Origin of the sequence: Corynebacterium bouchesdurhonense, assembly GCF_900078305.2 — a bacterium.
GTDB lineage: Bacteria > Actinomycetota > Actinomycetes > Mycobacteriales > Mycobacteriaceae > Corynebacterium > Corynebacterium bouchesdurhonense.
Map to the genome: position 1 here is coordinate 802,911 of NZ_LT546028.1, position 11,623 is coordinate 814,533.

Here is an 11,623-nt window from a genome sequence, read left to right on the forward strand (position 1 = left end):
CGGCGTGGAATCTTTGCAGGTGGCGCAGCAGGTTGTGGAAACGCTCGCGGGCAGCGTGACGGACGTGGTGATGAGCCCAGGGTCGCGCAATTCGCCGCTCGCGTACGCGCTGTTGGCGCGGCGCGACATCCGGGTGCACATGCGTATCGACGAACGCTCGGCGGCGTTCACCGCTTTGGGCATGGCGCGGGTGCAGCGTCGCCACGTGGCAGTGGTGATGACGTCGGGTACCGCGGTGGCCAACGCGTACCCGGCGTTGATCGAGGCGCACATGTCCCACACCCCGCTGGCCGTGGTGAGCGCCGACCGCCCCGAGCGCATGGTGGGCACGGGCGCGTCCCAGACAATTTGGCAGCAAGGCATTTTCGGCCGCTACGCTCGCACGCAGCAGGTGACGTCGGTGGCGGAGGCCGCGGCCGTTTCGTTCGCGGACGGCCAGGTGCACATCAACGTCGCGCTGGACACCCCACTGGTGCCCGAGCGGCTCCCGGAGGCGCGCGGCGAGGCGCGCCGGGTTGGGCCGGGGAGGCTGGGGGCGGATGCGCCCTTCTCTACGGACCACGGCGTGGTGGACATTGACCTGGACCGGGACACGCTGGTCATCGCCGGCGACGAGGCCTGGGAGGTGCCGGGGCTCGAGCACGTGCCGACGATCGCCGAGCCGACCGCGCCAACCCCGTTTCACCAGGTGCACCCGCTGGCGGCGCGATTCTTCGCCCAATCCGAGGTGGCCATCTCGCACGACGGCGGGGATTTCGCGGCCTCCACCAAGCCGGCGCAGGTGGTGGTGGTTGGGCACCCCACCCTGCACCGCGACGTGATGGCGCTCTTGGCCGACCCGGACATCGAGGTCATCGGGCTGTCTCGCACCGACACCTTCACCGGCCACCCGGACCGCCGCGGCACGAGGGTCAACGCCACCGGCCAGCCGAGCGACACGTGGTTGAAAATCTGCGAGGCCGCGGGCGAGGTGGGCGCGGAGACCGTCCGTGCCGCGCTGGAGGATGCGGCCTTCGGCTTCACTGGTCTCCACGTCGCGGCCGCGGTGTGTGACACCCTCGCCGTGGGTGACACGCTGGTGCTCGGGTCCTCCAACCCGGTGCGCGACGCGAGCTTGGTGGGCATGCCGTTCGACGGCGTGGACACGTACGCCGCGCGCGGGGCAGCCGGCATCGACGGGACCGTGTCGCAGGCGGTGGGCGTGGCCCTGGCCACCCAGGCGCTGCGCCCGGACGAGGTGCGGGCCCCGCGCACCGTGGCGCTGATGGGGGATCTGACCTTCCTCCACGACGTTAACGGCCTGCTTATCGGCCCGGACGAGCCGCGGCCGGGCAACCTCACCATCGTGGTGGCCAACGATGACGGCGGCGGGATCTTCGAGGGTCTGGAGCCGGGCGGGGAGGCGCTGCGGGGCCAGTTTGAGCGGGCGTTCGGGGTGGCGCATGGAAGTGACGTCGAAAAGCTTGCGCTCGCGTACGGGGCGCACTACCGCAAGGCGGGCACCCTGGCCGAGCTGAACCAGGTGCTGGTGGCCCTCGAGGCGGAGCCCGAGCCCATTACCGTGGTCGAGGCGGTGCCCACGCGCGCCACCCGGCGGGCGTTGGCGGAGCGGCTGGCCAGATGACGCGCCGCGACAAGCTCATCCTCGCGCTGTCCCTCACGTTCATGGCGGGCGCGGTGGCAATGGTGGGCGGGCCCGCCATGAATGACGCCGCCATCGCCGCCGACCCCGGCCGGGGGCTCGCCACCGTGACCAGCGTGGGGCCGCTGCGCACCGCGGTGGAGTACCAAGACGAGGACGGACAAGTGCATTCGCCGCGCACCGGCCTGCTGTACCCGACCGGGCTGGGGGAGGGCCAGCACGTGTGGGTGACGTACGCGAAGAAGAACCCGGACCTGGTCAAGGTGGAGGGGCGCGGCTGGCAACTCGCGCTCAAGCCGGCGTTGTCGGTGGCGGCTGTCGGCACCCTCGTCGCGGCGCTGGCGTGGTTGGGGTTCGCGCGCCGCGGGTAAGCGGCGCGGGTAAGCGCCGCGGGTAAGCGACGCGGCCAGGAAAAGTTCACGCGGACTTCACGTCGGGTTGAGCGGAAATTTCCGCGCGTGTGGAAATGTGGCCGGGTATGCGTGTGGGAATCGTTGCTGAATCCTTTCTGCCCAACATCAACGGCGTGACCAACTCCGTCCTCCGCGTGCTCGAGCACCTCAAGCGCGAGGGGCACGAGGCGATCGTGGTCGCGCCGGGCGCCCGCGATTTCCAGGAGGAGGTGCCTGACTACCTCGGTTTCGAGATCGTCCGCGTGCCCACCGTGCGCATCCCGCTGGTTGATTCCCTGCCGGTGGGCGTGCCCACCACTAACGTCACCGCCGCGCTCGCCGAGTTCCGGCCGGACGTGATCCACTTGGCCAGCCCGTTCGTCCTCGGCGGTGCGGGCGCGTTCGCCGCCAACCAGCTGGGCATTCCCGCGGTGGCGCTCTACCAGACGGACGTGGCCGGTTTTGCCACCAAGTACCACGCGGCGATGGTGGCGTCTATTGCCTGGGACTGGACCCGCATCATACACAACATGTGCGAGCTCACCCTCGCGCCATCCTCGGAGGCCATCCGCGAGCTGGAGGAGCACGGCGTGAAGAACGTCCACCACTGGGGGCGCGGGGTGGACGCGGAGCTGTTCCACCCGTCGCGCCGCTCCGAGATGCTGCGCCGCCAGTGGGACCCGTCCGGCACGAAAAAGGTGGTCGGCTTCGTTGGCCGCCTTGCCGCGGAGAAGAGCGTGCACCGCCTCGCCGCGCTCGTCGGTGACCCCGGCATCCAGCTGGTCATCGTCGGCGACGGTCCGGAGCGCCCCATGCTCGAGGAGGCGCTGCCGGGCGCGGTGTTCACCGGCGCGCTGAGCGGTGAGCAGCTGGCCCGCGCCTACGCCTCGCTTGACTTGTTCGTGCACACCGGCGAGTTCGAGACGTTCTGCCAGGCCATCCAGGAAGCGCAGGCCTCCGGCGTGCCCACCATCGGCCCCCGCGCCGGCGGCCCGATCGACTTGGTGCGCCACGGCGAGAACGGGCTGCTGCTTAGCGTCCCCACGTTCGAGGACGAGCTCCCCGACGCCGCCGCCTGGATCCTCGACGGCTCCCGCCTGGACGAGCTGAAGCGCAACGCCCGCGAGTCCGTGGCGGACAAGACCTGGGCCGCGCTGTGCGAGCAGCTGCTGGGCTACTACTCCGAGGTGCTGGACGCCTACGAGCGCAACGTGGTGCACCTGTTCGGCCGCGACGTGGCCCTGCCGCGCTGGGCGCCGGCACGCCTGGGCCAACCCCGCAGGCAAGCGCGGCGCGACGACACCGCGTAAGCGCAAGCGCGCCGCCAAGTAGAGTGGCGAGCATGTCCGTCGGCGACCTGTCCACCAGTACCCAGAACTACCTCAAAGGCATCTGGGCGCTTTCGGAGTGGTCAGATACGCCGGTGACACCGTCGTCAGTGGCCAAGCACCTTGGACTGCGCAAATCCACCGTCTCCGACGGGGTGCGCAAGCTCGGCGAGCAGGGCCTGGTGGAACATAAGCCCTACGGCGCCGTCGAGCTGACCGACACAGGCCGCACGTACGCGGTGGCGATGATCCGCCGCCACCGCCTGATTGAAACGTTTTTGGTGGAGGCGTTGGGCTACACCTGGGACCAGGTGCACGACGAGGCCGAAAACCTCGAACACTCGGTGAGCGACTTTATGGTCGACCGCATCGACGCGTTTTTGGACTACCCCAGCCGCGACCCCCACGGTGACCCCATCCCCTCAGCCAGCGGGCGTGTTGATGCCCCCGAGGCCGTCCCACTGACCGGCGTGCAGCCGGGGCAGAAGGCCACGATTGAACGCATTGCCGACGACGACCCGAAACTGCTGCAATTCTTCGACAGTCACGGGCTCGTCGTCGGCGCAACCCTCGAGGTGGGAGAGGGTGCCCCTTACTCCGGCGCGGTCGCGGTCCGGCTTGCCGGCGCGGCGGAGGCGGTGCCGCTCGGCGAGGAAGCCACGGATTCCGTCTTCGTGCGCGTGGATGCGTAACGACGACCCCGCAGCACCCCATGCGGGCCGAACAGGTACACCACACCAAACACCACACCTTGGGCGAGCACGATCATGCCGCCAGAGGCCGTGTCCAGGTAGTAGGAGCAGTACAGGCCCACAATCGCACACGCCGCCGACATGGTCGGGGCGATGATCAGCATCGTGCCGAATTTGTTGGTGAGCAGGTAGGCGGTCGCACCCGGGATGATCAGCATCGCCACCACCAGGATCACGCCAACGGCCTGGAGTGCCACCACTGACGTCAGCGCCAGCAGTGCCAGCAGGGCCGCACCGAGCAGGCGCGGATTCAACCCAATCGCGTGTGCATGGGTGGGATCGAACGCGTAGAGGGTGAAGTCGCGCCGCTTGAGCACCAGCACGCTCAACACGATCGCTCCCAGGATGGCCACCTGCAGCAGGTCCCCACGGGACACACCAAGCAGATTGCCGAAGATGATGTGGTTCAGATCCGTGTGCGAAGGGGTTACCGAAATGAGCACGAGCCCCAGCGCGAACATGGTGGTGAACACAATGCCAATGGCCGCATCCTCCTTCACCCGGGACGTATCGCGCACCAGCCCGATCAGTGCCACCGCAAGGAACCCGAACACCACCGCGCCGACGGCAAACGGCACGCCCAGAATGTAGGCCAGCACCACGCCGGGCAGGACAGCGTGGCTTACCGCATCGCCCATCAGCGACCAGCCAACCAACACCAGCCAGCACGACAACAGCGCGCAGACAATCGACGCCACCAGCGAGGTCGCAAGCGCACGCATCATGAACTCGTACCCAAACGGCTCCGTAAGCAGCGCAATCATGCTGACACCCCCATACCGAAGCCCTGTACCAAATTGTCCGGCTCTAACACCACTTCAGTCGGGGCGTGCATCAACACCCGGCGGTTCAACAGCACTGTCTCCGGCGCGAGCTGGGGCAAGGCAACCAGGTCGTGCGTCACCACAAAAATAGTGGTGCCTTCTGCCGCGAGGTCACGCAGCAGCTCAGTGATGGTGGCCTCGGAATGTTTGTCCACGCCGGCGAAGGGTTCGTCGAGAAGCATGATGCTCGCACCCTGAGCGATACCGCGGGCGATGAAGGCACGCTTCTTCTGGCCACCCGAAAGCTGACCGATCTGGCGGTCTGCGAACGACTCAAGGTGGGTGCGCTCAAGCGCGCGATCCACAGCCGCAATGTCCTCCGCACGCGCGTGGCGGGTAAAGCCCATGTGGCCGTAGCGGCCCATCATGACCACATCACGCACTGTGACCGGGAACTGCCAGTCCACGTCCTCGCTCTGCGGGACGTAGCCCAGCACCTGCGTCTTGCGGGCGCGCATGGGGTCGATGCCGTTGATACGAACCGTGCCGCGATCCGGCTTGACCAACCCCATGATCGCCTTGAGTAGCGTGGATTTGCCCGCGCCGTTCATCCCGATCAGCCCACAGATACGGCCTGGTTGGACGCTCAAAGTTGCGCCGTCGAGCGCGACGACGTCGCCGTAGCGCACCGCAACATCGTCAACCGCGATTGCGGGGATCACTGCTTGCCCCCGTTCAAACCGTCGATGATCACCTTCGTGTCGTGGCGAATCAGATCCAGGTAGGTCGGCACCGGACCGTTTTCCTCAGAAAGCGAATCGACGTAGAGGGTGCCGCCGTACTCCGCGCCGGTGGCCTTCACGACCTGCATCATCGGCGCGTTAGAGACCGTGGATTCACAGAACACAGACGGGACGTTGTTTTCCTTCACAAACTCGATCGCGCCGGCGATCTGCTGCGGGGTGGCTTCCTGCTCAGCGTTGACCGGCCAGATGTAGCGCTCGGTCAACTTCGCGTCGCGAGCCAGATAGGAGAACGCACCTTCGCAGGTGACCAAGGCGCGCTGCTTGTCGGGGACAGCGGCGAGCTTGGTCTCCAGCTCGTCTTGCACAGCCTGCAGTTCCTGCTTGTATGTTTCGCCGTTGGCCTTGAAATCATCGGCGTGCTCCGGGTCGAGTTCGCTGAACGCGTCGACGATGTTGTCCACGTACTTCTGCACGTTCACCGGACTCATCCAGGCGTGCGGGTTGGGCTTGCCGGCGTAGGCGTCCTCCGCGATGTCGATCGGGTCGACACCTTCGCTGACCACGGCGTGGGGCACGTCCAGGTCGGCGACGAACTGGGAGAACCAGTTTTCCAGGTTCATGCCGTTGTCCAGGATCAGGTCGGCGTCGGAGGCGCGCGAGATGTCGCCCGGGGTGGGCTCGTAGCCGTGGATTTCCGCGCCGGGTTTGGTGATGGACTCCACCCGCAGGTGGTCGCCGGCGACGTTCGAAGCGATGTCCTGGATCACCGTGAACGTGGTGAGTACCACGGGGGTGTCTTTGCCGCCTGCGGCGTCGGCGCTGTCCTGCGAACAGCCTGCCAGGCCGGCAGTTAGCGCAGCCGTGGCGGCGAGCGCGAGCACCTTGGATTTCAGCATGTTGGTCTTTTTCTTTCTGTGTACTTTTCCGTGCGGTTAGAGAAGCGGCGGCGGGCCGACGCGGTGGGACGTGGCAATGAATCGGTCGAGCTTTTCCGGGGATTCGTCGTGCAGGTAGACGGCGAGCAGCCGCATCAGGTTGAGCGTGACGTCTTCCGGGTTGGCGCTGGAGCGCACGAGCCGCGCGGACGCGAGGTAGTCGCCTTCGCGGGCGGTCTCGAACAATGCGATGGCTTCGAGCCATGCGCCCATGTTGGAGTCATCAAGTCCCATACCGGCGAATAATAAAGTTCGGCACGCCGAACTTGCAAGTGTTGTGTTGTCGTACGGCCTCCGTTTGTGGGTGGCAAAGTAGACTTGCGCACCATGGCCAAGGCGGATCTGGACAAAAAGCCCTTCGACGTTGCCGGTATGTTCGACGACGTGGGCAAAAACTACGACATCACCAACACCGTGCTGTCGTTCGGCTTGGACAAGTACTGGCGACGTCGCACCCGCGAGCGCCTGGACTTAAAGCCCGGCGAGCTCGTGCTCGATCTCGCCGCCGGTACCGCCGTGTCCACAGTGGAGCTGGCCAAATCCGGCGCGCACGTGGTGGCCTGCGATTTCTCCCAGGGCATGCTCGCCGCGGGCAAGGACCGCAACGTGCCCAAGGTGGTCGGCGACGCGATGCACCTGCCGTTCGCCGACGAGGCCTTCGACGCCGTGACCATCTCCTACGGCCTGCGCAACGTGCACGATTTCGAGGCCGGCCTGCGCGAGATGGCGCGCGTGACTAAGCCGGGCGGGCGCCTGGCCGTCAACGAGTTTTCCACCCCCGTCGTGCCGGGTTTTCGCACGCTGTACAAGGAGTACCTGCCGCTAGCGCTGCCCCCGGTGGCAAAGATCTTCTCCTCCAACCCGGAGGCCTACGAGTACCTCGCGGAGTCCATCCGCGCCTGGCCGGACCAAGAGCGCCTCGCCGCCGCGATCAACCGCAACGGGTGGCGCGACGCGGGCTGGCAGAACCTCTCCGGGGGCATCGTGGCCATCCACAGCGCTATAAAGCCCGCCTAGGGGGCGTTTGCTAATCGACGCCCCATAGGACGCCGCCCCTCGGCGCCACCCTGCCCGCCGCCCGCCAGGCGCGCGCCACCAGGTCCTTGTCCTCCTCGGCCACCAGGTTGCCCATCAGCCGGGCCGCCGCCGGCATGAGGTAGCGCCCGCCGAGCCCCCGCATGGCCATCGGCCCCGCGAGCGGGAGGAACTGCGGGTAGGTGAGCAGGCGGGCGGCGGTGCGGGCGAGCGAGAACGCCTCCCCGTGCGCCTCGCGCAGCGCGAGCGGCCACGCCAGGGTGAGATCCGCGGCCTTCCCCGCGCCGGCGATGAGATCGACCGCCATCACGGCCGTCTCCAACCCGTAGTCAATGCCCTCGCCGTTCAGCGGGTTGACGCAGGCGGCGGCGTCGCCGATCAGCGCCCAGTTCGGCCCGGCCACGTTGGACACCGCCCCGCCCATGGGCAGCAGCGCCGAGGCCACATCCTGCTCGGGGCCGAGCCCCCACGCCTCGCGCTGTTGCGCCGCGTACTGGACCAGTAGCTTCTTGGTGTTCACGCGCGCCGGGCGGGCGTCGGTGGACAGCGCGCCGCAGCCGAGGTTCACGGTGCCGTTGCCCAGCGGGAAGATCCAGCCGTAGCCGGGCTGGATCGCCCTCGCGGCCTCCGCGCCGTCGCGCAGCTCCACATGGGAGTGCATCCACGGGTCGTCCGAGCGCGGCGAGGCGCAGTAGGAGCGTGCGGCGATGCCGTAGACCTCGGATTTGTGCCAGGTGCGGCCCAGCAGTTTGCCGAAGGGGGAGCGCACCCCGTCGGCGACGATCACCCACTTCACCGCCACCTCGCCGCGGGCGGTGGTCACGGAGCGTATGCGGCCGTCTCGCAGGTCCACCCCCGTGGCGGGGCAGTCCTGCCACACCGTGGCGCCGGCCTTGGCGGCCTCCTCCACCAGGGCGTTGTCGAAGACGACGCGGGGGCTGGCGGAGCCCACGGTGCCGTAGCGGCCGTCGGGCCAGGCGGCGGTGACGTCCCCGCCGAAGCCGTGGAGCTTTAGGCCCCGGTTGCGGTAGCCGGGCAGGGCGGATTCGAGGCCGAGGCGGCGCAGCGTGTGCACGGCGCGGGGGGTGAGGCCGTCGCCGCAGGTTTTGTCGCGGCGTTTACCGGATGCGTCGATAAGCAGCACCTCAAGCCCCGCCCTCCGGGCGGCGATCGCCGCGGCCGAGCCAGCTGGGCCCGCGCCCACCACAAGGCACTCAAACGCGTAGTCACTCACGCGCCACATTGTGCCAGCAGCACCCCTCGAGCTGTGCGCGCGGTGGCAGGTGGACTACGGTTAGACCAGACACGCGCGCGCCCGCGGGTGCGGCGCCCCACAACCGACACTTCGACGTGCAAGGACCTCACCGATGACCAACGGCCCACAACCGTCCGTGCGAGGCGCAGCGAGCCTCGAGCTTGGGGATCCTGCGCTCACCGCGCGGGTGGCGGAGGGCCTCCAGGCGGTGGAGGCGCTCCTGGCGGAGCGTTTGAACGTGGGCGAGGACTTCATCATTGAGAAGGTCAACCACCTCGCCTTCGCCGGCGGCAAGCGCTTTCGGCCCACCATCGCTCTGCTGTGCGCCAGCTTCGGCCCGCGCCCGGACGCGGAGGACGTAATCAAGGCGGCCACACTGACCGAGATGGTGCACCTGGCCACCCTGTACCACGACGATGTGATGGACGAGGCCGACCGGCGCCGAGGGGTGGCCTCAGCCAACGCGCGCTGGGACAACTCGGTGGCGATCCTCGCCGGCGACATCCTCCTGGCCCAAAGCTCGCGGCTGATGAGCGAGATCGACACGGTCACCGTGGCCCACTTCGCGGACACGTTCCAGACGTTGGTGACGGGCCAGATGCGCGAGACCATCGGCGCCGAGGGTGGCAACCCGGTGGAGCACTACCTGCGCGTGGTGGAGGAGAAGACTGGCGTGCTCATCGCATCCGCCGCCTACCTCGGCGCGCTCCACGCAGGCGCCGAACAAGACGTGGTGGAGAGCTGCCGCCGCTTGGGTGCCGCGATCGGCGTGGTGTTCCAGATCGTAGACGACATCATCGACATCTTCTCCGCGCCCGACCAGTCCGGCAAGACCCCGGGCACGGACCTGAAGGAGGGCGTGTTCACCCTTCCCGTCCTCTACGCGCTGGAGGAGGACTCCGATGCCGGCCAGGAGCTACGCTCGATGCTCACCGGCCCGCTGGAAACCGACGCGGAGGTCGCCCGCGCCATCGAGCTGATCGGGCGCACGCGCGGCCGCGAGCGGGCCCTGGACACGGTGCGCGGCTACCTCGCCGATGCGGAGCGCGAGCTGGATGCGCTTCCCGACGTTCCCGCGAGCGCGGCGCTTCGCCAGCTGGCCACCTTCACCGTCGAGCGCGTGGGCTAGCACGGGCCGCTTACGCTGCCGATTTGCCCTCCCACGCGGGTGGTGTTGTAAAGTAATCCACGCGCTAAACGGCGCACGCCAGGTTGCCCGAGCGGCCAAAGGGAGCGGACTGTAAATCCGCCGGCATTGCCTTCAGAAGTTCGAATCTTCTACCTGGCACACAGTTGGAAAATCGTGTGGAAAATCGTGAAATACGGCGCGAGCCCGCCGGCCCAGTGTTTGGGCCGGCGGGTTTTTTCGTGCGCTTGGGGGTTAAGGGGGGTTAAGGGTCAAAAAGTGTGTCTGGCGTCGGCGTGTCGCTGGGGTTAGATCTGGCCTTTTTGGATGCCTGTTGAGTGGTTGTAGTTGGTGTCGATAGCGTTGTCGTAGAGGGCTGGTCGTCCTGTTTCGTGGTCGGCGCGGTTCTCGTCGTGGGTCAGGATCTGGACTTTGGCGAGTTGATCCTTTCCCCAGTTGGACTGTCTGGCGATCTTGATGGGGTCGTCAGGCAGTTCTGTTTTCAGATACAGCCACCAGTCGAGCATGCGGCGTTGGTGCTCGTTGGTGCGCCCGCGGTGGGCGTGGGCAAGTGCTTTGACTTGGGCGTTGATCCCGCCTTCAAGACTGTTGGTTGTGGCTTTGACTCGGGCGGGATCGAGTACGCCTTCGGGTGGGTCGAGGTAGACAAACAGCAGGTTGTTTCGCCACAGGTGATTGAGGCTGTTGTAGGCCTTGCGCACGTTTGCGTGGGTCCAGGTGGTGACCCACATTCCGGTTGCGGGGTCTTTGCTTCTGGTTTTCTCGTTCATCCATTTTTGGTAGATGGTGGAGAATTCATGCAGCTGCCCACCCCAGGTGGCGGCCTGGTCCAATGTGGTGATCTGGGTGAGGTTGAGCGCCAGCCGGTAGATCGTTTGTCCTGCGTCGGTGCGCGGGCGCGAGGTGGTGTGGCGGCGCACAACGCGTTGAGCGTGAACTAAGCAACGCTGCACTTTGGTAGTTGGCCAACACGTTTTGATCGCGCTTGCTGCGCCTTGCCCACCGTCGAGCACAACGATCAAGGGGGCGGGGATACGTGAGAGCAGGTGTTGGTAGTCGCGACTGGTTTCCCGGTAGCACCAGTGCCAGGCAATGACGTGGTCGATAGTTGCGGCGACGATAAGGCACCCGCCTGCGGTGTAGGTGCCGTCAATGAAGATCTGGTCGTAGACGCGCCCGGTGTGACTGATGGTGGGATCAGGCACGTCAACGAGCCAACACCAGGTGAAACGCCGTTTCAGTGTGGAGCGGCTCACGCCGAGTCGTTTCGCGGTGACCGAGAGGGTCTCCGTGGTGGTGCAGTGCGTGATGAATTGGGCGAACGTGGCGGCGTTGGTGACGTCGGGGCGTTTTTTGGAGGCGGAGAAGCCACAGGCTTTACACCGCCACCGGGTTGTGCCTTTAGATGTGGTGCCGTTGCGTTTCATTTCAGCGCCGCAGTGGCAGCGTGGTCGGTTCTTTGGCATTGGGCTACAACACCAAAAGCGCATACCACATCCCGGTTGCCACACCGAGGATTTCGCCGACCCCAGCTCGGTATACGCCCTGGAAGCGTATACTTTCGCTGAAGAACGAGGTCAGGTCCCGGAAATCACCGATTCCGGACACACATTCTGACCCTTAACCC

General features: G+C 66.8%; 12 protein-coding genes and 1 tRNA gene. 7 read left to right on the top strand and 6 right to left on the bottom strand.

The window, feature by feature from the left end:
- Positions 1-4 precede the first annotated feature (4 nt).
- The 4 genes from menD (at position 5) to BN4252_RS08520 (ending at position 4,054) form a co-directional block, all read left to right on the top strand.
- Positions 5-1,624 (top strand): 2-succinyl-5-enolpyruvyl-6-hydroxy-3-cyclohexene-1-carboxylic-acid synthase, encoded by a 1,620-nt coding sequence (gene menD / locus BN4252_RS08505; RefSeq protein WP_066529400.1) that lies wholly within the window; start codon positions 5-7, stop codon positions 1,622-1,624.
- On the top strand, positions 1,621-2,013 hold the full coding sequence (locus tag BN4252_RS08510) for a DUF3592 domain-containing protein (RefSeq protein ID WP_066529062.1): 393 nt from the start codon (positions 1,621-1,623) through the stop codon (positions 2,011-2,013). Before menD ends, BN4252_RS08510 begins: the two co-directional genes overlap by 4 nt.
- Before the next feature lie 107 nt (positions 2,014-2,120).
- On the top strand, positions 2,121-3,344 hold the full coding sequence (locus BN4252_RS08515; RefSeq protein WP_066529064.1) for a glycosyltransferase family 4 protein: 1,224 nt from the start codon (positions 2,121-2,123) through the stop codon (positions 3,342-3,344).
- 32 nt (positions 3,345-3,376) lie between these two features.
- Positions 3,377-4,054 (top strand): metal-dependent transcriptional regulator, encoded by a 678-nt coding sequence (locus BN4252_RS08520; protein WP_038609549.1) that lies wholly within the window; start codon positions 3,377-3,379, stop codon positions 4,052-4,054.
- On the opposite strand, the gene BN4252_RS08525 is transcribed toward BN4252_RS08520, so the two are convergent.
- From BN4252_RS08525 to BN4252_RS08540, 4 genes are read right to left on the bottom strand one after another with little or no spacing between them, the layout of a single operon-like run.
- Positions 3,955-4,878 (bottom strand): metal ABC transporter permease, encoded by a 924-nt coding sequence (locus tag BN4252_RS08525; protein WP_051952118.1) that lies wholly within the window; start codon positions 4,876-4,878, stop codon positions 3,955-3,957. The genes BN4252_RS08520 and BN4252_RS08525 overlap by 100 nt on opposite strands.
- Positions 4,875-5,600 (bottom strand): metal ABC transporter ATP-binding protein, encoded by a 726-nt coding sequence (locus BN4252_RS08530; protein ID WP_034997179.1) that lies wholly within the window; start codon positions 5,598-5,600, stop codon positions 4,875-4,877. The genes BN4252_RS08525 and BN4252_RS08530 overlap by 4 nt, the downstream gene beginning before the upstream one ends.
- Entirely contained in the window at positions 5,597-6,520 is a 924-nt protein-coding gene (locus BN4252_RS08535; protein WP_066529067.1) for a metal ABC transporter substrate-binding protein, read from the bottom strand. Before BN4252_RS08535 ends, BN4252_RS08530 begins: the two co-directional genes overlap by 4 nt.
- Before the next feature lie 36 nt (positions 6,521-6,556).
- Positions 6,557-6,793, bottom strand: a complete 237-nt coding sequence (locus tag BN4252_RS08540; protein ID WP_038609556.1) for a tudor domain-containing protein — start codon at positions 6,791-6,793, stop codon at positions 6,557-6,559.
- Positions 6,794-6,886: 93 nt separating this feature from the next.
- On the opposite strand from BN4252_RS08540, the gene BN4252_RS08545 reads away from it, so the two are divergent.
- Entirely contained in the window at positions 6,887-7,576 is a 690-nt protein-coding gene (locus tag BN4252_RS08545; RefSeq protein WP_066529070.1) for a demethylmenaquinone methyltransferase, read from the top strand.
- A 10-nt stretch (positions 7,577-7,586) separates the two neighbouring features.
- Here the strand turns inward: BN4252_RS08545 and BN4252_RS08550 are convergent, their stop codons facing one another.
- A complete protein-coding gene (locus tag BN4252_RS08550) occupies positions 7,587-8,837 on the bottom strand; it encodes a geranylgeranyl reductase family protein (protein ID WP_066529073.1) in 1,251 nt (416 codons plus the stop codon).
- Positions 8,838-8,961: 124 nt separating this feature from the next.
- Between BN4252_RS08550 and BN4252_RS08555 the strand changes: the two genes are divergently transcribed.
- Both BN4252_RS08555 and BN4252_RS08560 read left to right on the top strand, forming a co-directional pair.
- Positions 8,962-9,978, top strand: coding sequence for a polyprenyl synthetase family protein (locus BN4252_RS08555; protein ID WP_066529074.1), 1,017 nt, complete (start codon positions 8,962-8,964; stop codon positions 9,976-9,978).
- Between the two features lie 77 nt (positions 9,979-10,055).
- Positions 10,056-10,137 (top strand) — tRNA-Tyr (locus BN4252_RS08560).
- A 146-nt stretch (positions 10,138-10,283) separates the two neighbouring features.
- Here the strand turns inward: BN4252_RS08560 and BN4252_RS08565 are convergent.
- A complete protein-coding gene (locus tag BN4252_RS08565) occupies positions 10,284-11,462 on the bottom strand; it encodes an IS1249 family transposase (protein WP_066529075.1) in 1,179 nt (392 codons plus the stop codon).
- Between the last annotated feature and the right edge of the window lie 161 nt (positions 11,463-11,623).

Coding starts and splice junctions, on each gene's coding strand:
- BN4252_RS08540 (WP_038609556.1), bottom strand. CDS start 6,793: ATGGGACTTGATGACTCCAACATGGGCGCATGGCTCGAAGCCATCGCA.
- BN4252_RS08520 (WP_038609549.1), top strand. CDS start 3,377: ATGTCCGTCGGCGACCTGTCCACCAGTACCCAGAACTACCTCAAAGGC.
- BN4252_RS08535 (WP_066529067.1), bottom strand. CDS start 6,520: ATGCTGAAATCCAAGGTGCTCGCGCTCGCCGCCACGGCTGCGCTAACT.
- BN4252_RS08545 (WP_066529070.1), top strand. CDS start 6,887: ATGGCCAAGGCGGATCTGGACAAAAAGCCCTTCGACGTTGCCGGTATG.
- BN4252_RS08510 (WP_066529062.1), top strand. CDS start 1,621: ATGACGCGCCGCGACAAGCTCATCCTCGCGCTGTCCCTCACGTTCATG.
- BN4252_RS08515 (WP_066529064.1), top strand. CDS start 2,121: ATGCGTGTGGGAATCGTTGCTGAATCCTTTCTGCCCAACATCAACGGC.
- BN4252_RS08565 (WP_066529075.1), bottom strand. CDS start 11,462: ATGCCAAAGAACCGACCACGCTGCCACTGCGGCGCTGAAATGAAACGC.
- BN4252_RS08525 (WP_051952118.1), bottom strand. CDS start 4,878: ATGATTGCGCTGCTTACGGAGCCGTTTGGGTACGAGTTCATGATGCGT.
- BN4252_RS08555 (WP_066529074.1), top strand. CDS start 8,962: ATGACCAACGGCCCACAACCGTCCGTGCGAGGCGCAGCGAGCCTCGAG.
- BN4252_RS08550 (WP_066529073.1), bottom strand. CDS start 8,837: ATGTGGCGCGTGAGTGACTACGCGTTTGAGTGCCTTGTGGTGGGCGCG.